At 64.1% G+C, this 26,261-nt stretch carries 23 protein-coding genes; 10 read left to right on the forward strand and 13 right to left on the reverse strand.

Going from position 1 to position 26,261, the window contains the following annotated elements:
- Positions 1-199 precede the first annotated feature (199 nt).
- A complete protein-coding gene (locus tag CMI59_RS12995; RefSeq protein ID WP_293328668.1) occupies positions 200-1,738 on the forward strand; it encodes an NAD(P)/FAD-dependent oxidoreductase in 1,539 nt (512 codons plus the stop codon).
- On the opposite strand, the gene CMI59_RS13000 is transcribed toward CMI59_RS12995, so the two are convergent.
- Complete coding sequence (locus CMI59_RS13000) at positions 1,716-4,427, reverse strand: HAD-IC family P-type ATPase (RefSeq protein ID WP_293328669.1); 2,712 nt, start codon at positions 4,425-4,427, stop codon at positions 1,716-1,718. The two genes, CMI59_RS12995 and CMI59_RS13000, sit on opposite strands and share 23 nt — an antisense overlap.
- A gap of 219 nt (positions 4,428-4,646) precedes the next feature.
- Here CMI59_RS13000 and CMI59_RS13005 point away from each other — a divergent pair, with 219 nt between their 5' ends.
- The 4 genes from CMI59_RS13005 to modC all read left to right on the forward strand — a co-directional run bounded on the left by CMI59_RS13005 (position 4,647) and on the right by modC (position 8,524).
- Complete coding sequence (locus CMI59_RS13005; RefSeq protein WP_293328670.1) at positions 4,647-5,777, forward strand: winged helix DNA-binding protein; 1,131 nt, start codon at positions 4,647-4,649, stop codon at positions 5,775-5,777.
- A gap of 98 nt (positions 5,778-5,875) precedes the next feature.
- Positions 5,876-6,691: a molybdate ABC transporter substrate-binding protein gene (gene modA / locus CMI59_RS13010; protein ID WP_293328671.1), complete on the forward strand. Its 816-nt coding sequence runs from the start codon at positions 5,876-5,878 to the stop codon at positions 6,689-6,691.
- 19 nt (positions 6,692-6,710) lie between these two features.
- The gene (modB, locus tag CMI59_RS13015) at positions 6,711-7,409 is read left to right on the forward strand and encodes a molybdate ABC transporter permease subunit (protein ID WP_293328672.1); all 699 of its coding nucleotides are present in this window, start codon (positions 6,711-6,713) and stop codon (positions 7,407-7,409) included.
- A complete protein-coding gene (gene modC, locus CMI59_RS13020; protein WP_293328673.1) occupies positions 7,406-8,524 on the forward strand; it encodes a molybdenum ABC transporter ATP-binding protein in 1,119 nt (372 codons plus the stop codon). The genes modB and modC overlap by 4 nt, the downstream gene beginning before the upstream one ends.
- On the opposite strand, the gene CMI59_RS13025 is transcribed toward modC, so the two are convergent.
- The 5 genes from CMI59_RS13025 to CMI59_RS13045 form a co-directional block, all read right to left on the reverse strand.
- Positions 8,510-9,262 (reverse strand): helix-turn-helix domain-containing protein, encoded by a 753-nt coding sequence (locus CMI59_RS13025; RefSeq protein WP_293328674.1) that lies wholly within the window; start codon positions 9,260-9,262, stop codon positions 8,510-8,512. The genes modC and CMI59_RS13025 overlap by 15 nt on opposite strands.
- Positions 9,263-9,386: 124 nt before the next feature.
- Complete coding sequence (locus CMI59_RS13030; RefSeq protein WP_293328675.1) at positions 9,387-9,776, reverse strand: response regulator; 390 nt, start codon at positions 9,774-9,776, stop codon at positions 9,387-9,389.
- 143 nt (positions 9,777-9,919) lie between these two features.
- Positions 9,920-10,540: a response regulator FixJ gene (gene fixJ / locus CMI59_RS13035; protein WP_293328676.1), complete on the reverse strand. Its 621-nt coding sequence runs from the start codon at positions 10,538-10,540 to the stop codon at positions 9,920-9,922.
- A 10-nt stretch (positions 10,541-10,550) separates the two neighbouring features.
- Positions 10,551-11,678, reverse strand: a complete 1,128-nt coding sequence (locus CMI59_RS13040; protein WP_293328677.1) for a PAS domain-containing sensor histidine kinase — start codon at positions 11,676-11,678, stop codon at positions 10,551-10,553.
- Positions 11,679-11,999: 321 nt separating this feature from the next.
- On the reverse strand, positions 12,000-13,535 hold the full coding sequence (locus tag CMI59_RS13045) for an NAD(P)/FAD-dependent oxidoreductase (protein WP_293328678.1): 1,536 nt from the start codon (positions 13,533-13,535) through the stop codon (positions 12,000-12,002).
- 304 nt (positions 13,536-13,839) lie between these two features.
- Between CMI59_RS13045 and CMI59_RS13050 the strand changes: the two genes are divergently transcribed.
- Complete coding sequence (locus CMI59_RS13050) at positions 13,840-14,520, forward strand: cupin domain-containing protein (protein ID WP_293328679.1); 681 nt, start codon at positions 13,840-13,842, stop codon at positions 14,518-14,520.
- Between the two features lie 25 nt (positions 14,521-14,545).
- Here the strand turns inward: CMI59_RS13050 and CMI59_RS13055 are convergent, their stop codons facing one another.
- The 6 genes from CMI59_RS13055 to CMI59_RS13080 all read right to left on the reverse strand — a co-directional run bounded on the left by CMI59_RS13055 (position 14,546) and on the right by CMI59_RS13080 (position 20,996).
- Positions 14,546-17,398, reverse strand: coding sequence for an autotransporter domain-containing protein (locus tag CMI59_RS13055; RefSeq protein WP_293328680.1), 2,853 nt, complete (start codon positions 17,396-17,398; stop codon positions 14,546-14,548).
- 409 nt (positions 17,399-17,807) lie between these two features.
- Complete coding sequence (gene merA / locus CMI59_RS13060) at positions 17,808-19,238, reverse strand: mercury(II) reductase (protein ID WP_363102513.1); 1,431 nt, start codon at positions 19,236-19,238, stop codon at positions 17,808-17,810.
- 1 nt (position 19,239) lies between these two features.
- Positions 19,240-19,488 (reverse strand): mercury resistance system transport protein MerF, encoded by a 249-nt coding sequence (merF, locus tag CMI59_RS13065; protein WP_293328681.1) that lies wholly within the window; start codon positions 19,486-19,488, stop codon positions 19,240-19,242.
- Positions 19,485-20,246, reverse strand: a complete 762-nt coding sequence (locus CMI59_RS13070) for an alkylmercury lyase family protein (protein ID WP_293328682.1) — start codon at positions 20,244-20,246, stop codon at positions 19,485-19,487. The genes merF and CMI59_RS13070 overlap by 4 nt, the downstream gene beginning before the upstream one ends.
- Before the next feature lies 1 nt (position 20,247).
- Positions 20,248-20,586, reverse strand: coding sequence for a cation transporter (locus CMI59_RS13075; RefSeq protein WP_293328683.1), 339 nt, complete (start codon positions 20,584-20,586; stop codon positions 20,248-20,250).
- A gap of 11 nt (positions 20,587-20,597) precedes the next feature.
- The gene (locus CMI59_RS13080) at positions 20,598-20,996 is read right to left on the reverse strand and encodes a mercuric transporter MerT family protein (RefSeq protein WP_293328684.1); all 399 of its coding nucleotides are present in this window, start codon (positions 20,994-20,996) and stop codon (positions 20,598-20,600) included.
- Between the two features lie 76 nt (positions 20,997-21,072).
- Between CMI59_RS13080 and CMI59_RS13085 the strand changes: the two genes are divergently transcribed.
- The 4 genes from CMI59_RS13085 (at position 21,073) to CMI59_RS13100 (ending at position 24,335) form a co-directional block, all read left to right on the forward strand.
- Positions 21,073-21,486, forward strand: a complete 414-nt coding sequence (locus CMI59_RS13085) for a helix-turn-helix domain-containing protein (RefSeq protein ID WP_293328685.1) — start codon at positions 21,073-21,075, stop codon at positions 21,484-21,486.
- The gene (locus tag CMI59_RS13090; protein ID WP_293328686.1) at positions 21,486-21,812 is read left to right on the forward strand and encodes a YnfA family protein; all 327 of its coding nucleotides are present in this window, start codon (positions 21,486-21,488) and stop codon (positions 21,810-21,812) included. Before CMI59_RS13085 ends, CMI59_RS13090 begins: the two co-directional genes overlap by 1 nt.
- Before the next feature lie 187 nt (positions 21,813-21,999).
- Complete coding sequence (locus CMI59_RS13095) at positions 22,000-23,130, forward strand: multicopper oxidase domain-containing protein (RefSeq protein ID WP_293328687.1); 1,131 nt, start codon at positions 22,000-22,002, stop codon at positions 23,128-23,130.
- Positions 23,127-24,335, forward strand: a complete 1,209-nt coding sequence (locus CMI59_RS13100; protein WP_293328688.1) for a metal transporter — start codon at positions 23,127-23,129, stop codon at positions 24,333-24,335. Before CMI59_RS13095 ends, CMI59_RS13100 begins: the two co-directional genes overlap by 4 nt.
- A 46-nt stretch (positions 24,336-24,381) precedes the next feature.
- On the opposite strand, the gene CMI59_RS13105 is transcribed toward CMI59_RS13100, so the two are convergent.
- Positions 24,382-26,261 (reverse strand): heavy metal translocating P-type ATPase (locus tag CMI59_RS13105; RefSeq protein WP_293328689.1); only part of this gene is annotated, 1,880 nt, incomplete at its 5' end.

A 26,261-nucleotide genomic window follows, 5' to 3' on the forward strand; every position in this document is an offset into this window, starting at 1 on the left:
CGGATCGCCTTGCGCTCGGCGAGCGCGGCCCCGCGATAGCGCCGGGCACCCGCGCCGCTTTCCGAGCCCGAAACGGGCCTTTCCGCTACGTCGTTTTTCTCATCCATGATCATGCAACATATTGACATACGGTGTTGTCAGATACAAATAGGCAGCAGCAGAATGCGTAGGGCCAATGCCGACAGCACGGAGTAATGCCATGAATACCCCTCGGAAGACAGTGGAAGACCCCTGCAAAAAGGTCGCGCCCGACGTCGAAACGGTCATCATCGGCGCCGGTTTTTCCGGCATGTGCATGGCGATCAAGCTGCAGGAAGCCGGCAAGACCGACTTCACCATCCTCGAAAAGGCCGGTGATATCGGCGGCACCTGGCGGGACAACACCTATCCGGGCTGCGCCTGCGACGTGCCCTCGCATCTCTATTCCTTCTCCTTCGAGGGCAATCCGGAATGGTCCCGCATGTATTCCGGCCAGCAGGAAATCTGGGCCTATCAGAAGCGCGTGGCCGACAAATACGACCTGCGGAAATATTGCCGCTTCAATGAGGGGATCGAGAGCGCATCCTTCGACGAGGAAACCCTGCTCTGGAAGGTGAAGACGCTGAAGGGCAATGAGATTGCCTGCCGCAACCTCGTCTCCGGCGTGGGCGCGCTCTGCCTGCCCGCCTATCCCGACCTCAAGGGCATCGAGAATTTCAAGGGCGCGGCCTTCCACTCCGCAGAGTGGAACCATGATGTCGACCTGACGGGCAAGAAGGTCGCCGTGATCGGCACGGGCGCGAGCGCCATTCAGTTCGTGCCGGAAATCCAGCCGAAGGTGGCCCACCTCACCCTCTTCCAGCGGACCGCGCCCTGGGTGCTCCCGAAGGACGACCGCCCGATCCGCAACTGGGAGAAACGGCTCTACAAATACGTGCCCTTCGCGCGGCGGCTCTTCCGCGGCTTCATCTGGGCGCGCATGGAACTGGGCACCTGGTTCTTCGTCAACAGTCCCGACCAGGTGAAGAAGGGCGAGGCGCTGGGACGCAAATATCTGCGCAAGGCGGTGAAGGACCCGGAGCTGCGCAAGAAGCTGACGCCGACCTATCAGCTCGGCTGCAAGCGCGTGCTGCTGTCGAACAATTATTACGAGGCGCTGGCCGCGCCCAACGCCGGCGTCGAAACGAGCGGCGTCGCCGAAGTGCGCGAACATTCCATCGTCACCAATGGGGGCGAAGAGATCGAGGTCGATGCCATCATCTACGGCACGGGCTTCAAGGCGACCGATCCGTTCGCGGAAATCTCGATCAGGGGGCGCGGCGGCCGCGACCTCAACGAGGTGTGGACCGAGCTTGGCGGCGCGGAAGCCTATTACGGCATCACCACGGCGGGCTTTCCGAATTTCTACATGCTGCTGGGCCCCAATACCGGCCTCGGCTCCAACTCGATCATCCTGATGATCGAGGCGCAGGCGCACTACACGATGCAGGCCCTCGGCCTGATGGAGAAGGACCGCCTCGCCGCGCTCGAACTGAAGCCGGAGGTGCAGGCGAAGTTCAACAGCGATCTTCAGCAGGAGATCGGGCACACGGTCTGGGCGACGGGCTGCAACAGCTGGTACATCTCCGAGAGCGGCAAGAACACGACCATCTGGCCCGGTCTCACCATGAGCTACCGCCAGCAGACGCGCGACCTCGACCCGGCCGATTATATCGGGACGCCGATGGCGGCGCCCGTCATGCAGGCCGCCGCCGACTGAAGAGGCGCCAGACGGCCTTGTCGGCTTCGACGATGACGAGCAGGGCGAGCCCCGCCGCGCCGAGCAACAGCCAGTCGGAAAGCGCAAGGGGCGCGGTGCCGAACAGCGCCTGCGCGGGTGGCCAGTATGTAAAGACGGCCTGCAACGCGAAAACCGAAACGATTGCCAGCAGAACGGGACGCGCCCCGCGCCCCCAATGCGCATGGAAAAGCGACAGGCGCAGCTCCCGGCAGTTCAGAAGATAGAACGCTTCGAACGCCACCAGCATATTGACCGCCAGGGTCTGCCGATGCGCCAGCGACGCCTCGCCGAGGCCGAAGAATACCGCGAAGATCCCCGCCATCATCAGCAGGGACACGAAGGCCGTCCGCCACAGGAGCTGACCCGAGATCAGCGCCTCGCCGGTGGGGCGCGGGCGCTGGGTCATGATGTCCTTGCCGCTCGGCTCGAAGGCGAGCGCGAGCGCCAGCGTGACCGTGGTCACCATATTCACCCACAGGATCTGAACCGCGGTGACGGGCAAAATCGTGCCCGCCAGAATGGCGCCGATCAGCACCATCGCTTCGCCGCCGCTGGTCGGCAGGATGAAAACGATGGACTTCTTCAGGTTCTCATAGACGGTGCGGCCCTCTTCCACCGCGCTGACGATGGAGGCGAAATTGTCGTCGGCCAGCACCATGGCGGAGGCATCCTTGGCCGCCTCCGTTCCGCGCGCGCCCATCGCGATACCGATATCGGCCCGCGTCAGCGCCGGCGAGTCATTGACGCCGTCCCCCGTCATCGCGACGAGCTCGCCGCGCGCCTGCAGGGCGTTCACCAGCCTCAATTTATGTTCCGGCGTCGTGCGGGCAAAGACATCCGCCTCGCGAACGCAGGCCCGCAGACCCTCATCGTCGAGACCGTCGATCTCCGTCCCCGTGACGACCCTGTCGCCCGATAGCCCCACGCGCCGCGCAACTGCCTCGGCCGTCGCCGGATGGTCGCCGGTGATCATCTTGACGTCGATCCCGGCGCGTCGGCAGGCCGCCACGGCCTCTACAGCTTCCGGACGGGGCGGGTCCGACAGGCCGAGCAACCCCAGAAGCACGAAGCCGCCTTTAAGATCGTCATCGAGAATATCGGCCTTTCCGTCCGCGACCTCGCGCCTTGCGACGGCGATGACGCGGTCGCCTTCCTTCATGAGGCGATGCATCGCCTCCTCCCAGCGGGACCGGTCCAGCGGCCGGTCGCCATCGACGCCAGCCTGACGGTCGCACACGGCAAGCACGGTTTCCGGCGCGCCCTTGACGATCAGCTCCGCGCCCTGCGCCTCGTCCGATGCGATCAGAACCGCCATCAAACGCCGCTGAGACTCGAACGGCACCACATCGCGACGCGGTCTGGCGAGACCCAGCGCCCCTGTATCGAGCCCGACCTTGGGCGCGGCGGCGAGGATGGCCCCTTCCAGCGGATCGCCCTGCACGGCCCATCCCCCGTCCCGCTTTTCAAGCGCGGCATCCGAGCAAAGGGCGCCAGCGGCGAGCAAACGTCTGACTTCCTCTTCGGCGAGATCCCCCTCGCCATCGTTCAAAAGGCCGTCCGGCGTAAGGCGGCCTTCCGGTTCATAGCCGGCACCGCTGAAATCGTGGCGGCCGCTGGGCGTCACCACGCGCTCCACCATCATCTGGTTGAAGGTGAGCGTGCCGGTCTTGTCGGTGCAGATGACGGTGACGGAGCCCAGCGCCTCCACGGCGGGGAGATAGCGGATGATGGCGTTTCGCGACGCCATACGCTGCACGCCGATGGCAAGCGCAATCGTCATGATGGCGGGCAGGCCTTCGGGGATCGCCGCCACGGCAATCGCCACCGCGGCGAGAAACATGTCCTGCAGCGCATATCCGCGAACAAGCGTCCCGAACAGAACGGCCGCCACGGCGAGCGCGCCGATAATGATCGTGAGCTGCCCGCCGAATGTCCGCAGCCGCCTCATCAGCGGCGTCTCGAGGGTCTCCGCCTCGGCGATCATCTTGCCGATGCGGCCCATTTCACTTTCCGCGCCGGTGGCCACCACCACGCCTTCGCCCGCGCCGCGCGTGACCAGCGTGCTCGAATAGGCCATGTCGTGCCGGTCGGCCATCGGCGTTTCCGCCGCCTGCGGGCCCGTCTCCTTGACCACGGGCAGGGATTCCCCCGTCAGCGCGGCCTCCTGTATCTCAAGGCCGCGCGCGCCCGTAAGCCTGAGATCCGCCGGCACCCGATCGCCCGGATCGAGCAGCACCACATCGCCGGGCACCAGCTCCCTGGCCGGAATTTCGCGGCGCATACCGTCGCGCCGTACCGTGGCGAGCGGGGCCAGCATCTCGCGAATGGCATCGAGCGCGGCTTCCGCCCGTCCCTCCTGAATGAACCCGATCACCGCATTGATGAGCACGACGCCCAGAATGACCAGGGCATCCGTGACATGCCCGATGGCGCCCGTGACCACCGCCGCCACCAGCAGCACATAGATGAGGACATTCCGGAATTGGTCGAGAAATCGCTGAAATACGCCGCGCTGCCGGGTTTCGGGCAGGCTGTTGGGCCCATGACTTTCCAGCCGCCGCGCCGCCTCTTCCTCGCCAAGCCCTTTGGCTTGCGTCGCCAGCGCGTTCAGCACGGCGGCCTCGTCCATGGCGTGCCAGGGCTGCGGCCCACTCGACAACTTACTCATTCACAAACCCTGCGCTCTCTGCCCCGGTCCGCACGATGCCCCTAGGGCATGCATGTGGGGCATACATGATAAATGCGACAGGCGACGCGCCGCGACCACCCCCAACTTGTCAATTTCGAGGCTATAACCAAAAATTTACGATATACCCTCTTGTATAGAACTAAAGATGTGGCAACATGGTTTTATCAACACTGAGTCTATGGTTAATGGGGGTCTGATATGAATAGCCTGTTTCAGGGAAGCCTTGCCGCGGCCCAATCATCCGCCGTCATTGTCGATCCGGCCTTCGCCGCCTCGCTGACCGATGCCGGACAGACAGCCAACGCCCTTCGCCTGACCGAGAAGGTCGGGCATTTTTCATGGGAAGCCCCGCCCACACGCGCCGCCTTTCTGGAGGCTATCTGCCGCGGCGCCGATCCGCGCCTCCTGCTGATTTCGCTGCTGCCGGGCGCCGGCGACGACGCGAATGACCCGCTTTGCGACCTGTCCGCCGAGGAATGGGTAAAGCGTATCCACCACGCCTGCGCCGGCAGCGAGGCACGGAGCCGCACTCATATCGTGCTGATGGCGACCCAGCTCTGCCCCCGTACCGTGGCCCGGCTCGGCCGCAGCACCTCATGGTCGAGCCTGCCGCATCCCTTTGCCGAGGAAGATCTGGCCGCCACCTTCCAGGACGGCGTCCGCAAGCTGAACGAGCTTTGCCACATTGCCTATTTCACCGATACGATCCGCAGCGAAGCGGAGCTGATGATGGCCCGTACCTCCAACATGCTGGGCGTTCTCGATCGGCTGGACGACGCGTCCCGCAAATCCGACGGCAACGGGGGCGATGGTGGCGTCAATGGCGCCGGGTCCGGCAATCTCGTCTCCTTCGGTGCAGCCCGGCGGGGCGGCACGGCGGGAGATCCCTCGCTCGATCAGGCCCAGATGCGCCGGTGGGTGCGCGCCCTGATCGAATTGTCCGGCACCCGATCCAACTATCTGCCGGGCAAGCTGTTTTCCGATCCCGCCTGGGACATGCTGCTCGACCTTGCCGAAGCGCGGCTTTCCAACAAGCGGGTCTCCGTTTCAAGCCTGTGCATCGCCGCCAATGTGCCCGCCACCACGGCGCTGCGCCGGATCGGCGATCTCGTCGCCGAAAAACTGGCGACCCGCATCCGCGACCCCGAAGACGGACGGCGCGTTTTCGTGGAACTGACCGACGACGCCTTCGCCCAGATGATGGCCTATGTCGCCAGCGTGACGAACCGGATGCCCAAGCCGATCCAGGCCGACAATACGCATATCGCAACGACGCAGGCCGCAAGGTCCGGCGAAGCCGCAGCCACGCCCCTTCACTCGCGCGCCTGATCGCCGCCAGGGACCGGCTCTTCCGGCACGCGGTCGCCAACGGCTTCAGCCTTGCAATTCCCCGCCTGCCATGCGGAATATTCATCTGGATATAACGCATGGCAGGAGAAGCCCCCGTGCCGACACCCGGCCATATCTCGAAAACCCTTCGCCGGATCGCCGTCGCGCTGGCCCTCGGTCTGCTTTCGGGCGTACTCCCGTCAGGAACGCGCGCCGCCGCCGCCGAGCCGCTGACGGTCTTCGCCGCCGCGAGCCTCACCGACGCGATGACGCAGGCGGGCAAGGTCTATGAACGCAAGACCGGCGCGCAATTGCGGTTTTCCTTCGCCTCCTCCTCCACCCTCGCCCGCCAGATCGAAGCCGGCGCGCCCGCCGATCTCTATGCCTCCGCCAACGAAAAATGGATGGACTGGCTGGAAACGCGCGGCCTCGTCCTTGCCGGCAGCAGAACGAGCCCCATCGCAAACAGGCTGGTCCTGGTGGCCCCGGAAAGCGAAAAACCGCCAGGCGGCGAACGGATCGAAAACCTGCCCGCGCTGCTCGGCGGGCAGGGCCGCATCGCCATGGGCGATCCCGCCCATGTGCCTGCGGGCATTTATGGCAAGGAGGCCCTGAAAAGCCTCGGCCTGTGGACGGCGCTCGAACCGCGTCTGGCCGCCGCCGACAATGTCCGCGCGGCGCTGGCGCTGGTCGAACGCGGCGAAGCACCCTACGGCATCGTCTATGCGACCGACGCCCGGATCGCCCGGGTCAGGGTCGTGGAAGCGTTCCCCGACACCGCCCATACCCCCATCACCTATCCCTTCGCGCTTCTCAAAGACGGGAACGCCGAACAGGCCGGTAAATTCCTCGCCTTCCTGACAAGCGACGAAGGACTTGCCATATTCGAACGCTTCGGCTTTCGCCGAAACTGACGGACACAGGAAAGACCCCATGCTGCACAGCGTGCTGAGCGATGCGGAAATCGAAGCGCTGGTGCTGAGCCTGCGCGTTTCGCTCGTCGCCGTGGCGTTTGCGTTGCCACTCGCCATCGGCGCGGCGCTGCTGCTGTCGCGACGTCGGTTTCCCGGCCGCGCGCTTCTCGACGCGCTGGTACATCTGCCGCTCATCCTGCCGCCCGTGGTGATGGGCTATCTGCTGCTCGTCACGCTGGGCACGCGCGCGCCGATGGGCCATTGGCTGGAGGCAACCTTCGGTATCCGCTTCATCTTCAGCTGGACCGGCGCGGCGCTGGCCGCCGGGATCGTGACCTTCCCGTTTCAGGTACGCGCCATAAGGCTGGCGCTGGAAGCCATCGACCCGCATCTGGCCGAAGCCGCGCAGACACTGGGCGCAGGCCCCTTCGACCGTTTCTGGAATCTGACGCTGCCGCTCGCAGCGCCGGGCATCATCGCAGGCGCCATCACCGCCTTTGCCGCCAGCCTCGGTGAATTCGGCGCCATCATCACTTTCGTCTCCAACATTCCCGGCGAAACCCGCACCCTGCCGCTCGCGATCTATTCGGCCATCCAGACGCCCGGCGGCGAAGCGGCGGCGGCGCGTCTCGTTGCGCTCTCCATCGTGCTGGCGCTGGCCGGTCTCGCCCTTGCCGAATATGCGGCCTGGCGCGTCAGGAAGATGCTCGGCACATGACGCTCGATATCCGCTTCCGCCACCACTTTCCCGACTTCGCGCTCGATATTGCCTTCGCCGCGGAAGAAACCGGCATCACCGCCCTGTTCGGCCCGTCCGGCGCGGGCAAGACGAGCACGATCAACGCCATCGCCGGTCTTTTCACGCCCGAGAGCGGCCGCATCGCCATCGGCGGCGAAACCCTGTACGACACGGCAACCGGCATCAACCGGCCGGCCCGCGCGCGGCGCGTCGGCTATGTCTTTCAGGAGGCCCGGCTGTTTCCGCATCTGAGCGTCGCCGCCAATCTCGATTTCGGCGCGAAGCGCTCGCCCGATCCGCTGCCGCCTGCGGAAAGGCAACGCATTCTCGACATGCTCGGGATCGACCACCTCGCCTCGCGCCGCCCGCGCACCCTGTCCGGCGGCGAACGCCAGCGCGTATCGCTGGGACGGGCCCTGCTCGCCAATCCGCGTATTCTTCTGCTGGATGAGCCCATGGCCGCGCTCGACGCCACGCGCAAGGCCGAGATCATGCCCTGGCTGGAACGGCTGCGCGACGAGGCCCGCATTCCGATCCTGCTGGTCAGTCATGCGATAGAAGAAGTCACGCAGCTCGCCGACAATGTGGTGTTTATCGACGACGGAAAAGTGCTGGCCTCCGGCCCGGCGGAAGACGTGCTCTCCCGCTCCGACCTGTCGCCGCGCGGCGCCTTTCTGGAAGCGGGCGCGGTCATTGCCGGCGAGGTCCTGTCGCAGGACGACGGCCACCGCATGACGGAAATAGGTTTTGACGGAGGGCGTCTCTGGGTGCCGCGCCTGACCGCCGCCCCGGGCCGCCGGGTACGCCTGCGCGTAAAGGCGGGAGACGTCATGCTGTCCCTTGAAGAACCGCGAGGGATCAGCGCCAACAATGTGATCCCCGCCACCATCCGGCATGTCGGGGAAACGGGGGATAGCCCCTATCTCGATGTGGCGCTTGCCTGCGGCGGGGCGCATCTCGTCTCGCGCATTACCCGCAAGTCAGGCGAAAGGCTGGGCCTTCGCCCGGGCATGAAGGTCTTTGCCGTCATCAAATCGGTGAGCGTCGAACGCCATGCGCGCCCTGCCGAAGAGAGAGCCTCAGGCGCAACCTGAAGAAATCTCGGAAAGGGCGTCCACATCGCGGATCAGGATTTCCCGCGTGGACAGCGCGCGGACGATGCCGGACCGGCGAAGCTCACTGATCGCCCGGCTCACCGTCTCGATGGTGAGGCCGAGATAGTCGGCGATGTCCTGACGGCCCATCGGCAGATAGACGCGGGTATCGCAATATTTGTCGGCAGGCTGACGGTCGAGAACCATCAGCAGGAAGGACGCGATGCGTTCGCGCGCGGTCTGGCGGCCCAGCATGATGAGATGGCTCTTCGCCGAGGACAGTTCGCGCAGCACTTCGGCCAGCACACGCTCGCTCGTGGCGGGAAAGGACTTGCAGGCCTCGCCCACCGTCTGGCGCGAATAGCGGACAAGCACCGTGTCCTCCACGGCCTCCGCCGTCAGCGTGTAGCTTTCTTCCGCGATAAAGCCGAACGTGTCGCCGGGCAGGCAGAAATCGGAAATCTGACGGCGCCCGTCCGGCAGCAATTTGCAGAGACGCACGGCCCCGCTGATGACCCGGTAGGAATAATCCGCCTTTTCGCCCTCTTCGAAGAGCGTCTTGTTGCGCGACAGGGAGAGGGTGACGCCCAGATTGCCCGCCGCCAGCACATCCGGCTGCGCTTCGCGAACTATGGCAGACGCCGCATGCCGGGCACCCTTCGCACCGCCGATGGAAAGAACATTGTCCATGGCGCCGCGAGAAGAGAAATCTTCCTGAAATTCATGGGTAAGCGACATCGGGAAACCCCCTTTTCGGTCTCTGGTTCCGAAAGCCCGTCTGCTTTCATGCTGAAACTATGAAGACTGAAGCGCCGCGGGAAAATTCAGGAATTCCACTTACGGGCATCTACGTAGCCGGAGATCAGACCGCGGCGGAAGAGCGGAGCGCCGCCGCAATGGCTTGGGCCAGCACGTCCTCGTTCACGGGCTTTTCGAGCATCTGCAACGCCCCAGCCCCGACCACGCGGGATCGCGACGCCAGGTCGCCCTTGCCTGTGATGACGATGGCCGGAATGCGGTCCCCCCGGGCGCGAAGCTGCTCCAGCACCTCGATGCCGCCCATGCCCGGCATGTGCAGGTCCAGCAGAAGACAAGAAAGCGTCAGGCCACGCGGGCCCGCCTTCAGAAACGCGCAGGCGGACGGATAATCCTCAACGGACATTCCGTAGGATTCCAGCAGCACCCGCATTGAATCGCGCACCGCTTCGTCATCATCGACGACATAGGCCGTTGCGCCTTCGAGAATTTCCAACCGCGTCTCCTGCGACACAGGGGTTCATTGAACTGAAACATAGGAAAGCGTCCCATGCCGGGAAATACGGAATTACCCCTACCCGTTCAAGGGATTTGAACCGCAACGCTTCGCAGGACCGACGCGACAAGGAAAACGGCGTATTATTCGGGGGTGCGTATACCGGCCTCAAGGGCCATGCGGACGAGATCGGACAGACTGCGCGCCTGCATCTTTTCCATCACATGGGCGCGATGGATTTCGATCGTCCGGGGGGAAATGCCCAGCTCATAGGCGATCACTTTGTTCGCCTGACCGGCAACCAGATGCTCCAGAACCTGCGCCTCCCGGGGCGTCAGAGACGCAACGCGCTCTTTGGCTTCCTGGGCGAAAGAACTTTGGCTCTGCCGGTTCCGCGCCATTTCCAGCGCGCGGGCGATCGTGTCGAGCAATTGCTGGTCGTTATAGGGTTTCTCGATGAAATCGATCGCCCCGGCCTTCATCGCCTGCACGGCAAGCGGCACGTCGCCATGCCCGGTCACGACGATAACGGGAAGGCTCGCCTCCCGCGCGACGAGTTCGGCCTGAAGCTCAAGCCCGCCCATATCCGGCATCCGCACATCGACGATCAGGCATCCGACGTCGGGCAGCGAAAAACCTTCGAGAAATCCGCGCGCGGAATCGAACGCCTGAACGGCGTAGCCTTCCGTCTCCACAAGGGCTTGCAGCGACTCGCGGACCGCTTCGTCATCATCGACGATGAAGACCGTGCTCTCGACAGACATTCAGAAAACCTCAATCCGGTGTCGACGGCAGGCGGAAATGGAAGCTGGTCCCGCCGGCTTCGTTCTTTTCCGCCCACAGCTCTCCGCCATGCGCATCGACGATCGACCAGCAGATGGAAAGCCCGATCCCCATACCCTTTTCCTTGGTCGTGATAAAGGGCTGGAAAAGGTTCTCGGCGACCTCCGATGCAAGGCCCGGCCCCGTATCGGCGATGCTGGTTCGGATAAAACCGTCATCCAGGTGCGACGTCGTCACGCTCAGCCTGCGCAGCGGGCAGTCCTGCATGGCCTCGACGGCGTTCCTGGCCAGATTGAGGATCACCTGCTGGATCTGGATACGGTCGGCGAAAACGGCAGGCAGGCCGTCTTCAAGCTCGATATCGACATGCACATCCAGATCGTCGGATCCCAACAGGGCGAATTCGACGGCTTCCTCGACCAGGAGGTTGAGATTTTCTTCCCTGCGATTGTGATCGCGTTTCTCCACGAAATCGCGAAGGTGCCGGATGATCTGCCCGGCGCGGGCCGACTGGTCGGACGCCTTTTGCATGAGATCGCGCGCCCGCGCCGCCTCGGGCGCGTCCAGCTTCGCAAGCGTTCGCCCGGCGGCGCTGAGATAATTCATGATGGCGGCGAGCGGCTGGTTCAGCTCATGCGCCAGAGATGAGGTCATCTGCCCCATTTCATTGAAGCGCGACATGTGAACGAGTTCGGCCTGCGTCTCCTGAAGGCGCCGCGTGGCCTCGCGCCGTACCGTTATATCGTGAACGATCCCGACGAAGACGCGCCTTTCATCGAGTTGGCCTTCGCCGACCGAGAGATAGACCGGAAACTCGGACCCGTCCTTGCGCAGGGCCTTCACCTCGCGCCCGATGCCGATGATCTTCTTTTCGCCCGTGTCCCGGTAGGCCTTCAGATAGCCGTCATGCTCGTGTCGATAGGGCTCGGGCATGAGCATACGGATGTTCTGACCGATCACCTCTTGCGGGGTGTAGCCGAACAGTTTTTCGCACGCATCATTGTAGATGAGCAGTTCGCCCCGTTCGTCGATGACGAGAATCCCGTCGACGGCGGTCGCCAGCAGCATACGAAAGAGAGTAGCGCTATCTGTGTCTTTGAAAGCCGAGCCGCTCCGCATACCGCTCCCGACACCTTTTTTCGTTTTTCAATTGTGGATTATGAGGTGCGCAGCCCCATTGGAGCAAGTATTAGATGCCACCGATAAAAAATTCATTCTCGATCGACCGGAAAATATCTTTCCGGCGGCCGAATTTGAGCCCTGTTCACTATTTTCCGGCCGCCACAGGAGACCATAAACTTTATATGGTTTCTGTAGTTACTTTCATTAACTGAGACGCCTCGTCGATATGGGCCGCGATTGGAGGGCCCACACGCCGAAAACAAAAAACCCCGCAGCCGGTGAGGGCCGCGGGGTTGGTCGTTTCAGAGACGGTCGGGATCAGGCGACTGCCTTCTCCTTCGTCTTGGCCTTGGCGTAGACGAACTCGGCGCTTTCCAGATCGATCAGCGGCAGCTCGTCCTTCTCCTTCCAATAGTCCTGCGTGTGACGCCATTCCGGCTTGTCGCCGCATTTCGGCAGGAGATGCATGGAGCGCATCAGATAGCCCGGATTGAAATCTTCCGGATCGATCCACGGACCGAGCTTCATGTCCTTGTCTTCCGGCCGAAGCTCGACGGTGACCTTGCTGACGCCCTTCTCCTTCATGTGGTTGAGGAGACGGCAGACGAAATCGCCGAGCAGATCCACACGCAGCGTCCAGCTCGCCCGGAAATAGCCGAACACCCAGACGAGGTTCGGCACACCGGTGAACATCATGCCGCGATAGGTGACGGTATCGGCATAATCGACCTTCTTGCCGTCGACCGCGAAATCGATGTCGCCCAGCACGGACAGGTGGAAGCCCGTCGCCGAGATGATGATATCGGCTTCCAGTTCCTCGCCGGACTTGGTGAGGATACCCTTTTCCGTGAAGCGCTCGATCTCGTCGGTCACGACGTTGGCCTTGCCCGACGCGATACCCTGGAAGATGTCGCCATCCGGCACGAAGGCAATGCGCTGGCGCCAAGGGCGATAGCGCGGCGTGAAATGCTTCTGCACGGTTTCTTCCGGCAGGAAGAGACGCACCGCGTCCAGCAGCTCCTTGCGCACCACTTCCGGCTCTTCGAAGGAGCGGCGGGTGAACTCGTCCTGATTGTGCAGGATTTCGCGGCGAGTGATCTCATGGATCCACTCTTCCTTGACCTCAAGCTCACGCAGGCGATCTGCCAGCTCGTTCTCGTTCCGGCCCGGAATAAAATAGGTCGGCGAGCGCTGCAGCAGCGTCACATGCTCGCAATCGCCGGCAATGGCGGGCACAAGCGTCGCCGCCGTGGCGCCGGACCCGATGACGATGACCTTCTTGCCCTTGAGCTCGATGTCTTCCGGCCAGGTCTGCGGATGGACGATCTGGCCCTTGTACTTGTCCATGTCCGGCCAGTCGGGCGTATAGCCTTCGTCATGCTTGTAGTAGCCCTGGCACATCCACAGGAAGTTCGCCGTGATGCGGAACGGTTCGTTCGTGTCCAGACGAGTGCCTTCGATGGTCCAGATATTGTCCTCGCTCGACCAGCTCGCCGAGTTGATCTTGTGCCGGTAGCGGATATGGCGGCCGATGTCGTTCTCCTCGATCACCTCGCCCATATATTTCAGGATCTCTTCCGCCGAGGCGATCGGCGCGCCCACCCACGGCTTGAACCGATAGCCGAAGGTATAGAGGTCGCTGTCCGAGCGGATGCCCGGATATTTATGCGTGAGCCATGTGCCGCCGAAGCTCTCCAGCGTCTCCAGGACGATATAGGAGCGGTCGGGGGTCTGGTCCTGCAGATGATAGGCGGCACCGATGCCGGACACGCCGGCCCCGACGACCAGCACGTCGAAATGTTCAGTCTGTCCGGCGCCCGCGGCCGGCTTCTCCAGCGTTTCCGTCCCTGTCATTTTTCTCTTCCCTTTTGTTTTGCCTCTTGTCCACGCCGTCCATGGGCTGCGTGCGAGGCTGGGTTTTCCATCTCGAGATTGTGGGTACTTGATTTTGACTCACGTGAAGAACCAGTCAATGGCAATCTGAAAACGCGTCATGTCAATTTGACGCAGGGATCGCGAGACGAAAAACGCCACCCTTCCCCGGCGTCGGATCACCTACCGGCAATTTGCGGGTTTCGGCCGATATCTGGACAGGCAGCGCGAAAATCCTATGTTTCCGGCAGGCGCCGCCGGGGCGCAAACAGGGAAGCACCATGCCATGAAGCTCAATGCGGAATTCGACAAGCGCGCGGTCATGCATGCCGCGGCGCAGGACTGGATCCCCTCGCCCATGCCGGGCGTCGAGCGCAAGATGCTGGACCGGATTGGCGAGGAAGTGGCGCGCGCAACCTCCATCGTCCGCTATGCGCCCGAAAGCGCCTTCAGCGAACACACCCATGGCGGCGGTGAGGAATTCCTCGTGCTGGACGGCACCTTCCAGGACGAGCATGGCGACTATCCCGCGGGCACCTATGTGCGCAACCCGCCGACCTCGCACCACACGCCCGGCGCGGCGGAGGGCTGCACCATCTTCGTGAAGCTCTGGCAGTTCGCGCCCGACGACCGGACCTATGTGACGCTCGACACGACTGCGCTGGCGCTGGAACCGATGGACGGACACACAGGCGCAAAGGCGGCCACGCTCTTCACGGACGAACGCGAAACGGTGCGCCTGATCGAGCTGGCCCCGAACGCGCATCTCGACCTCGCACCCGAAGACGGCATCGAAATCCTGTGTCTCGAGGGCGGTTTCACTGAAAGCGGCGAAGAGTTCTCGCCATGGTCATGGCTGCGCCTGCCCATCGGCGCTGCGCTTTCATTGACCGCCGGCAAGGAAGGCTGCCGCCTCTGGACGAAAGAAGGCCACCTGCGCTTCGTCAGCGCGCCTGCCGCCGCCTGACGCGGCGGAAAGCGCGCCGCTGCCCCTAGAAACGATAGGCGAGACTGAGCTGGAAGGTCTGGCTGAAGACATTGCCGACCGGCAATGCCGCCTCGTAACTCGCCCGCGCCGACAACCGGCTGTCGAGCTGCACATCCACACCGCCGCCGACCGACAGCCGATCGCGCGCAGCCTCCAGCGCCGCGACGGCATAGCGATAGCCCGCGACGGACACATTGCCATGCGGGGCCGCGTCCAGCACTTCCCGGCTATAGGCGATTTCGGCCGACGGCGTGACGGTGCCGACCTCGCCCGTCCTGAAAACCCGCGAGGCCGAAAGCGCCGCGAACGGACGCAGGCTGTCGACCTGCCGCCCGTCGCCGGAAAGGTTGAAGCCCGGCGCACCCTCCTCCGTGAAATTGTCTTCCCACAGACGAATATACTGAACGCCCACGCGCGGCGTGAGCGTCACATTTCCGGCCTGTGTGGGCGCCGCCGCCTGAAGCGCAGCGGAGGCCTCGTGAATGCCGTAATCCGTGCCGGCGATACCGCCGGTCGAGGGCACCGCACGGTCCGCATCGACATGGTGATAGCCATAGCCGAGCGTGCCGCCCAGCGTCACCGGCCCGTCCAGCCAGCCGCCATAGGCCGCGACGCGCACTGTATTCAGCGTCGCGTCATTGACTCCGCCTTCCGTCACCGAGGTGTGGCTGTAGCCGGCGGCAAGCCCCATGGAAAAGCCCCCATCGCTGCGCGGCAGATCCCGGCCGATCAGGAAGCCGCCCGTCTTCGTGTCGAAACCGGGCGTCGCGCCGTCATTGTCCACATCGGTGAAGCTGCCATAAGCCCAGGCCCAGACATCGGGCTTGCCCTGCGCATTGCCGAGGAGGCCGCGGAGACTGTCACTGTCGCCCGCCGCCGCGAGCTGAACCGGTTCCCCACCCCGCAGCGCTACCGCGTCACCTGTCCTCGGCGCCTCGCCTGCCAGACGGCGAAGCAGCAGGCGCCCGGCTTCGCCGCCATTTTGCAGCGCCGCCGTGCGCAGCCCCGTATAGAGCGTGGCGCCGTCGGGCGCTTGGGAAACCGACAGCAGATAGAGCGTCACCTGCGACGCCCCATAGGAGAGCGTCTGGCGGAACCCGGCCGGCGCCGTGCCGCTGATCGAGGCGAACCGGCCGCTGATGCCGCCACCCGCCGTCACGATGGCATAGCTGGACGGGCTGTAGCTGCCCGCCTGGTAGACGAGATCGAGCGTCCCATCCAGCGTGGCGGTGCCGTTCACCGCCAGCTGCGAGCCCGCGGCGGGCGAGACCTCGATTTCCAGCGTCGCGCCACCACCCTGCGTATAATTGCCGCCCACCGAGAGCGTACCGACGGAGCCGCCCGGCGCCACCGTGCCCGCGGCCTGGTTGAAGACGGACCCGCCAATGGCGCCGTGGCCGATGAGCCGCGCCCCGCTGTCGACGGTGGCGCTGCCCGCGATGGAGGCGCCGGGATGCGTGGCATCACCCACGGCCAGCGTCCCGGCGGACACCGTCGTCATGCCGGTATAGGTGTTGACGGCATTGAGCGTGAGCATGCCGCTGCCGGTCTTGGTGAGGCCACCCGTGCCGCTGACGATACCGTCGATCAGCGTATCGTTGCCGTTCGTGTCGATCGTGCCGCCGGCGGCCTCAAGCGACATTGCCGTCGCAATCGTCTGGTTCGCGCCGTTAATGAGCAGCGTGCCGCCATCGACGACTGCCGTGCCGCCGGCGCAGGCCAGCGCCGCCCCCGTGTTGGCGACGAAGGTACCCCCGTTTGCGAGCGGGGCGCCGGACTTCGGGTCGTTGCACATGCTTACGCTAAGCGGCGCGTCGCCCGTTGCCGTCGAACCGTTTGCCGTCAGAAGACCGGTGACGGGATCGACGGTGTAAAAGGACAGCTTGTCGCCGGCGCCTTGCGACGCGGCGTAAAGCGCCGTGCCGTCGGGCGAAAGGGCGATACCGTTGGTCTGGGATCCATTGGAAACGATCCCGACCGCCGTACCTGTCGCCGTATCGATGATGGTGATGTTGCCGGTCGTGCGGTTGGCGACATAAAGATACGCCCCATCCGGACTGACGGCCACGCCATCCGGCCCGCGTCCGAGCGTCCCGCCGAAATCAAGGCTCAGCGCGGCACTTACCGAATGGATGGCGGTGTCGATGACCGAGACGCTGTTGTCCGTGAAATTGCTCACATAGAGATGCGCGCCGTCCGGACTGACGGTGATATTGAGCGGCTGATCGCCGACCGTCACATTCGTCAGCACGCTGTTGGTGGCCGTGTCGATGACGACCACCCGGTCCTGAACCTGATCGACGGCATAAGCGCGCGTGCCGTCGGGCGAAAGGACAAGATTGCGCAACCCACTGCCCGCACCGGTGGAAACGGTCGTCACCGAGGTCAACTGGCCGCTCACCGCGTCGACGTCATAGACCTCGACGCCGCCACTGCCGAGCGCGAGATAGGCATGGGCCCCGTCCGGCGTGAAGGCGAGACCGGAGGGCTGGATGCCGGTGTTGATTGTCTGCACCACGGTGTTGGTGGCCGTGTCGACGACCGAAAGCGTGTCGGAACCACGCGACGGCACATAGGCGAAGGCCTGGTCGCCCCGCACGGTCGACGACAGCAGCGTGGAACCGACACCGCCAACCGTGGTGACCGGGCTCGCCGTGCCGTCCGTATTGGTGGAGAAGACCCCGACCGTATCGTCGTTGAAATTCGGCACATAGATGAAGAGGTCCGCGGGCGCGGCCGCCGCCCCGCCCCCGAGAGCGGAAACGCCGGCACCCAGAAGCACCGCCCGCCACGCCTTGCGCGCGGGCAGGCGCTTGTACCGCCGACCGTTTCGATGCACCGGATTCGTATGAGGCATACCGCCCTCCCCTGACGTCCGCGGCCGCTCCACCGAACGCCCCCCGCGCGGTAAAATGCCCGGTCCCTGCGATAACTTCAATATGAACCGAGGGGGAAACGACAACGCGGCGCGGGAGCGGGAAACAGCAACGAAAAAGCCCGCCAGGCGCTAACCTGACGGGCTTTTTGATGTTGGTTGCGGGGGCTCGCAACCACCGATACCGACACTCGCTGCAAGTTCCAGTCTAGAAAGGAAAAAACGTCCTACCCGCTGCAGCCGTAGTTCGCCTCCCAGATCTTGCAAACTTAACAGCTCCAGTTGGCGCTCGGCGTTAGTTCCTGTCAACCGAACAGGAGCGATAGTCGGCATGCGAACAACAACAGCAGATCTTGGTCCACAGGGCCAGCGGCGGCGCCAGTCCTTCTCGCTAACCCGCACAGCAGGAAAGCTTGGCAACGTCCTTGCCGAAGCCTTGGGCGGCGAGCTTCAGCCCTTCGACGGTGGTGAGGTACGGGAAGATTGTTTCCCCCAGAGCCTTGGCTGTCATGCCGTGCTTGATGGCGAGCACGGCGGTCTGGATGCTGTCTGCGCCTTCGGGCGCCAGGATTTGCGCGCCGTGCAGGCGATCGGTCTCAGCGTCCGCGACCAGCTTGATGAGTCCGCGCGTGTCACGCGCCGCAAGCGCCCGCGGCACCTGGTCGAGCAGTGCAACCGATGTCTTCACATCGAAGCCGCGTTGTCTTGCCTGGCGCTCGGAAAGTCCAACGCCGGCGACCTGCGGATCGGTGAAGACCACCCAGGGCATGGCGGTATTGTCATAGACAAAACTGTCGCCGTTCAGCGCGTTGTGTGCGGCAAGCTTGGCGCCATAGGCGGCCATATAGACGAACTGATCGCGTCCGGTCACGTCGCCGGCGGCATAGACGCCGGATTTCGAGGTGCGCATCCGGTCATCGACGATAATTCCGCCACCGGACGCGCGCTTCACGCCGGATTCGTTCAGCCCAAGGTCCGCCGTGTTGGGCGTGCGTCCGGTGGTCACCAGAACCCGCTCGGCGGTCAGCGTCTCGGCGCGACCATCCACGTCAATGGTCAGCGTGGTTTCACCGTTCTGCTGCTCGATCCTGGAGTAGGTCAGTCCGGCACGAACCGTTATGCCTTCTTTGGCAAGGTAGCGAGCAAGCGCTTGCGCTATTTCCGGTTCGGCCTCGGGCAGCAGGCGCGAGCGCGTGACCAAGGTCACGGCGGTTCCGGTGCGGGCGAACATCTGGGCCAACTCGCAGCCGATGTAGCCGCCGCCGATAACCAGAAGCGAGCGCGGCTGCTGGTTAGTTTCCAGCGCCGTGGTGCTGGTGAGGTAGGGAACATTCTCAATGCCCGGGATGCCTGGCACGGCCTGTGATGCGCCGGTGGCGACGATGATGTTGCCGGCAGCAACGGGGCTGTCGTTCACAAGCACGCCGGCGCCATTCAACCTTGCTGCCCCCTCCAGGTAGGCGATCCCGTCATATTCGGACAGCAGATCGATATATTTCTTCTGCCGGAGTGTTCCGACGAGATCGTCCTTGGCCGCGATCAGGACTCGCCAGTCAGCGACATGGGCCTCACCGGCGAGGCCGGGAAACCGGCTTGCCGCGCGTGCACCGTGCAGCGCTTCGGCGGCGCGGATCATGGTCTTGGACGGCACACAGCCGACATTGACGCAGGTGCCGCCGATAAGCCCATGTCCGATGAGAACTACGTTCGCGCCTTGCTCAGCGGCCGTGATCGCAGCGGAGAAACCCGCCGAACCCGCTCCGATGACAGCGAGATCATAGCCATCCTTCCGGCTTCCGTCCGTGCTGCAGCAATCGGCCATGTCAGGCCCTTCCGTTGTTCGATTGTGTTTCAGAGGCGCCGCACGCCGCCGCCCGCTGCCGCCGCCAGAGCCCATAGGCAGTGATCGTGAGAAAGAGGACAAGCGCTGGAATGAGCACATAGTCGACCCAGCCGAGCCAGGCTGACAGGCCAAGAGCGCCGAGCGCGATGACCAGGACCGGTGTTGAGCAGCAGATCGCCGCGATGTTCGAGCCGGCGATTCCGGTTTTCAGGATGGTCGTGTCTTTCATGCCAGTCTCCCGACAGCGCCACCCGCCCGCGTGAGCACCGGCGCGAACAGTGCCCGCCCGATCTGCATCGCCTCGTCCGGCGTGAGGCGGTACCCTTCCGAGCCGGATCGGTTGGTTCTCCACCAGTCTTCGAGGTGCGCCTCGGAGCAGAAGAAGGGGATTACGGTGCAGAGAGAGGTCGCTGCGCAAGCTCCATCATATTGGTTGCCAGACCACACTACGGTTGTACCCGGCTCTACACAATCCAGAGCGACGCCACGGTCCTTTGTGGCGATCCGGATAGAACCGCCGCATGCGCGGCAGCTAGACTTGATCACCACGTCGGCATCGAACATAGCCCCTATACCGAGCGCGTCGACGGCGCACATGGCGTGCGTCACTTTGCCGTCGAGCCCGACGCGGTGTTCAGTTGACATTGTGGTCAGCGGATAAGCGCCTACGATGGCGCTGCTGCCTCCATCGCGGACCACCAGATCGCGGGTCGCCAGCCGGCCCAGGAGTGCCGACACGCGATCCTCGTCAAGTCCCGTCCGGACCGCGATCCAGGCCGTATTCGGCGCGCTATCCAACTCGGCCAACCCCTCGATGGCCGCCTGTCGCACGCAATCTTCCTCATCGTCATAGCCGCTCCAGTTCTTAGCCAGATCGAAGGCGGAGAGGATTGCGGCCAGCGCATCCGCCGAGGCTGGCGAGGTCACCGCAGTCCAGTCGGGAAAGGCTACGCCGGCACGCAGTTCGAAGCTCGGCAATGCGCTCACTTCAGCTTCCCTGCTGCACCGTCGCCGGGTATCCGGCATTGGCCGAGGCGGCGGCAATGGCTTCGACGGTGGTCACCGACGGATTGAACACAACAGTCGCCGTCCTGGCATCGAAGTCGACCTCAACTTGTCTCACACCTTCAACGCTTTCCATCGCCTTCCTGACCGTGACCGGGCAAAGTGCGCAGATCATGCCCGGCACATCGAAGGTGGCGGCGTGTTCGCTCGAAGCCGCCTGAGCCGCTGAAACAAGGATCGGCGACGCGACGGTAGAGACAAGGGGCAGGCCGGATACGCCCAGAGCAAGCATTCCAGCAGCGACGAAGAACTTCGGCTTCATATTGATTTCTCCTAATAGAACAACGGTGCCCACCAGTTGATCGTCAGCGCCAGAACGACCAGTACGGTCGACAGCCACAGGGCGGACTTGGTGATGAGAGCGGGTTCCGGGCGGGCGCAGTAGGACCCGTCCTCGCAGGCGACCTTGGGCTTGAAGTAGACCTGCCGAAAGCCGAGCCCGATGAAGACGAGCGCCACCCCGGCGAAGATCGGCTTGTAGGGCTCAAGCGCGGTCAGATTACCGATCCAGGCGCCTGAAACACCAAGCGTCAGTAGGACGAGCGGCGCAATGCAGCAGGTCGAAGCCAAGATGGCGCCGACGACACCGCCGGCGGCAAACCAACCCTTCTTCCGATCTGGCACATGCGTCGGCACGTCCAGCGCCATGGTTTCGATTTTTGTCTCGCCCATACGGTTCGCCCTCGAATTTCAGTCGAAAGCAAGCTACGGTCTGTAGTAACTACAGACTCAAGGAGAATTTCGAGCCATGGCCGATCACGTTTCCGGGAAGCGATTGCAGCGCGCCGAACTGGCAAGGCACACCGGCTGCAATCTCGAAACCATTCGCTATTACGAGAAGACCGGCATGATGCCCGATCCACCGCGCACGGCGTCGGGTTACCGCGTCTATGACGATGCCCACATCTCGCGGCTGCGTTTCATCCTGCGCGCCCGCGAGCTCGGCTTTTCCATCGAGCAGATCCGCGGCCTGCTCGAACTCGTTGATGGCGGCACTCAGACCTGCGCCGAGGTGAAGGAACGGACCGAGCAACACCTCGCCGATGTCCGCGCCAAGATCGACGACCTCAAGCGGATCGAGAAGGTGCTGGCGACGACCGCCGCGCAATGCTCCGGCGAGGACATACCGGAATGCCCGGTGCTGGAGGCGCTGGCATCGTGATGGCAACGCTCGCAATCTATATCGGCGCGGCGCTGGCGGAAATTGCCGGCTGTTTTGCCTTCTGGGCCTGGCTGCGTCTGGACCGGTCGCCGCTCTGGCTCGTACCGGGCATGGCCAGTCTCGCGCTCTTTGCCTGGCTGCTGACGCGCATCGACAGCGATTTCGCGGGGCGTGCTTATGCAGCCTATGGCGGCGTCTACGTCGCGGCGTCGCTGTTCTGGCTTTGGGTGGCGGAATCTCAGCGTCCCGACCGCTGGGACGTGAGCGGTGCTGCGGTTTGTCTGGTCGGCGCCGCAATCATCCTGTGGGGACCGCGACCGAGCTGACGTCCTTCGGATGCCAACTCATTGTTGTGAGAATGCCTCCGGGCGCGCGGCGATGGAATGGGCCACCGGGAATGGATGCGCCGACCCATTTCGCTCGCACCGGCGCGCTGAGCCAAACAATGCAGCCCTTGCTTCAAATCATAGCTCCTGCTAAGTTGCAAATAATTCTCAATTTCAGGAACGTTGAATGTTCGAGATTTCCGATTGGCTGCGAACACGGTTGAGCCGGCGCATGGTTCTGGGAGCGGGTCTAGCGGCCGCGGGCGGCTCTGCCGTCGCCGCGGTGGGCAGCGCGCAGGAGGTCAGTCAAGCCGGATATGGTGGCGGCAAGCCGCATCAAGGGATGGCCGGTTCGGGCCACGCGTCCAGCCACGGCGCGATGATGACGGTCGGCGATGTCGATGAGGCGCGGAACGGGTTCGACACGGCCAAGATGCTGACCGAGTGGGAGACCGGAACGGTTTCCCGACTGCCCGATGGGCGCGTTCTGCGCACCTTCCAGATTGACGCCGTCGACAAGGAAATCGAGATCGCTCCCGGAGTGATGTTTCCGGCCTGGACCTATAACGGCCGTGTTCCCGGCCCGGCGCTCAGGGCAACCGAGGGAGAGCGGTTGAGGATCGTCTTCCGCAACTTTGGCTCACATCCCCATTCGATCCACTTCCACGGCATTCACTCCGCGCGCATGGACGGCATTCCCGGCGCCGGCGTGATCGATCCAGGTGATGAGTTCGTCTACGAGTTCGACGCCAAACCATTCGGCTGCCATTTCTACCATTGCCATGCGCTGCCCCTGAAGCGGCACATCCACAAGGGCCTTTACGGGCTTTTCGTCGTCGATCCCGACCCGGTGCGCCATCCCGAGCATGCCGATGTCGCCCGCTCCCGCCTGCTCGGCACCCCGGAGAACGCCGAGTGGCAGGAGTTCGCTATGGTGATGAACGCCTTCGACACCAATTTCGACGACGAGAACGAGGTCTATGCGGTCAACACGGTCGCGCATACTTATATGAAACGCCCGATCCCCATCCTGCGCGACAAGCCGGTGCGGGTGTATCTCGTCAACGCCGTCGAGTTCGATCCGATCAACTCGTTCCACCTGCATGGCAATTTCTACGACTACTTCGATCATGGCACGACGCTGACGCCGACACTGCGTACCGTCGACACGATCACCCAATGCCAGGCGCAGCGCGGCATTCTCGAGTTCTCCTTCAAGGAGCACGAACCCGGCCTCTACATGTTCCACGCGCACCAGTCGGAATTCGCCGAGCTGGGCTGGATGAGCTTTTTCGACGTCAAGGAGGCCGTGGCATGAACGAGACTCGCCCTGTTGCCGAAGCCGGATCGGCACCGGTCGAGCCGCTGCGGTCACGCGCAGCCCTCATCTGGCTTCTGCTGCCACTCGCCGTGCTGGCGCTTGCAGTCACCTGGCTTGTTACGGCCAATCCATTGAGCCGTTTCGACAATGGTGCGCCGCCGGTGGAGAACCTGACCTTCGAGCGCACCGTCCTGTCCGACGGCGGCATCGATCTTCTCGTCCGCGCCGGTGGATCGGAGCCGATGACGATCGCTCAGGTGCAGGTCGACGACGCCTATTGGCAGTTTGTGCAGGAACCGGCCGAGCCCCTCGGTCGTGGCGACACTGCATGGATTCGCTTGTCCTATCCCTGGGTCCTCGGCGAGACGCATGCGGTGAAGATCGTCACCAACACCGGCGCCACGTTCGAACATGAGATCGCCGTTGCCGTGCCGACCCCGGTCGCCAATGCCGCAACGCTTTGGAGCCAGATGCTTCTGGGGGCGTTCGTCGGCATCGTACCGGTCGCCATCGGCCTGATGTTCTATCCTGCGCTGCGCGGTATCGGCCGCGGCGGCATGAACTTCCTTCTCGCGACGACGGTGGGGCTGCTGGTGTTCCTGATGATCGACGCCGCGGGTGAGGCCCTCGAACTCGCGGGCGAGGCCGCCGCCATTTTCCAGGGGCAAGCCATGGTCGTTCTTGCAGCGTCCGCCGCCTTCCTCATTCTCATGGCCGCCGGACGCCGCGGCGGCACGCCGGCCGGGTTGACGCTCGCGACATTCATCGCTCTCGGTATCGGCCTGCACAATCTCGGCGAGGGTCTTGCCATCGGCGCGGCCTTCGCCGCCGGGGCGGCCGGGCTTGGCACCTTCCTCGTGCTGGGCTTCACCATTCACAACATCACCGAGGGTATCGGCATCGCCGCGCCGATGCTGAAGAAGCGCCCGCCCCTGTGGACATTTCCGGCCCTGACCCTGCTTGCCGGCGGCCCGGCCGTCCTGGGCCTGTGGATAGGAAGCCTCGCCTATGCGCCACAATGGTCGGCGCTGGCGCTGGCGATCGGAGCCGGCGCCATCCTGCAGGTGGTCGTCGAAGTCAGCGCCTATCTGGCGAGATCCGACGGCCGTGGGACAGCGGCTCTGCTGTCATGGCCGGTCATGGCCGGGCTCGCCTTCGGTGTCGCCTTCATGTACGGCACGGCCATGCTGGTCAAAGTCTGAAGCCCTGGCGGACCGCGCTGGCTCGATCAGCGCGGCCACAGCATGCCTAGTCTGCGGCAACGGCGGCGATGGGGAAGCGGCGAACGCCCCAACCCAACAGGCGCATCGCATTGAGGGTGACGAGCACAGTTGCGCCGGTATCTGCCAGGATCGCCGGCCACAACCCGGTTATGCCCACAATCGTGGTCACGAAAAAGGCGGCCTTGAGACCGAGGGAGACCGCGATGTTCTGCCAGATGTTGGTCATGGTCGCCTTGGACAGGTCGATCATTCCGGCGATGTCGAGCACGCGAGCATGCAGCACCGCGGCGTCGGCGGTTTCGAGCGCAACATCTGTGCCGCCGCCCATGGCAATGCCGATATCTGCCGCCGCCAGCGCTGGAGCGTCGTTGATACCGTCGCCGACCTTGGCCACCACCTTCCCTTCGGACTGCAACTCGCGAACGATGCGCTGCTTGTCCTCCGGCAACAGGCCGGCCCGAACCTCGATACCGAGTTTGGAGCCGATTGCCTGAGCGGTCCGCGCATTGTCGCCGGTCAGCATGACGACACCGACGCCGGCGGCCTTGAGCGCATGAAGGCCGGCCTCGGCGTCGGCACGAGGTTCATCGCGTATCGCCAGTAAGCCAGCGACTTCTGAACCGGCAACGAGGACGGAAACGGTCTTGCCGGCGTCATTGAACTTGTCAATCACTGCCTGCAGTTCCGGCTCGATCGTGACGCGTTCGGCCGCAGCCGCAGGCGAAGCAAGGAATACGTCCTCGCCGCCGACCTTGCCCGAGACCCCCTTGCCGGCGATGGCCCTGGCCGATGCGGCGGGTGGAATCGGCGCCTGGTCGGCTTGTGCCCTGGAAAGAATCGCGATTGCCAGCGGATGGTTCGATCCCGTTTCGAGCGCTGCTGCAAGCGACAGCACTTCGCACTCCGAACGGCCGACCCCGACGATGTCCGTCACCTGTGGCTTGCCTTCGGTGAGCGTTCCGGTCTTGTCGAGCGCGACCATCGAAATCGAGCGCGGGCGTTCGAGCATCGCGCCGCCCTTGAGGAGCAAGCCCTGACGCGCGCCAGCCGACAGCGCCGCGGCGATCGCGGCCGGCGTCGAGATGACGAGGGCGCACGGACACCCAATCAGCAGGATTGCAAGGCCCTTGTAGACCCATTCGCCCCACGACTGCCCGAACAGAAGCGGAGGTACGATCGACACCAGGGCACCGACGACGAGCACGCCGGGTGTGTAGTACATCGAGAAGCGATCGATGAACCGGGCGGTCGGCGCCTTGCTCTCCTGGGCTTCCTCGACCAGCCGCACGACTCGCGCGATGGTGTTGTCGCTCGCGCTCGCCGTGACTCTTACCTTGAGGACGGCATCGGTATTGATCGTGCCGGCGAACACCTGGTCGCCCACCTGCTTGGATTTGGGCACGCTTTCACCCGTGACAGGGGATTCGTCGATCGCGCTATGCCCTTCGACGATGTCGCCATCGGCAGGTATTCGGTCTCCGGGGCGCACCATGACGATCGCGTTCACTGCGAGGTCTGCTGCCGGTACCTCACGGGTCTGATCGCCTTCGACAAGGAGCGCCGTTTTGGGCACCAGATCGGCCAGCCCCTTGATGCTGGCGCGGGCGCGGCCCGCGGCCACACCTTCGAGCAGTTCACCGACAAGGAACAGCAAGACCACCGTCGCCGCTTCCTCGGTCGCGCCGATGATGACGGCTCCGGTGGCGGCAATGGTCATCAGGGTCTCGATGGAGAACGGCGTGCCGGCCATGGCACCGGCCAGCGCTCGTCGCGCGACCGGTATCAGGCCGACGAGCAGCGCGGCGATGAATGCGAAATGACCGGCATCGGGCACAATCCGTCCGGCCAGATAGGCCACGATCAGCGCAACACCGCAGGCCAGGGTGAGTATCGCCTTGCGTGTCC

Source organism: Parvibaculum sp., from assembly GCF_002684405.1.
Classification (GTDB): domain Bacteria; phylum Pseudomonadota; class Alphaproteobacteria; order Parvibaculales; family Parvibaculaceae; genus Parvibaculum.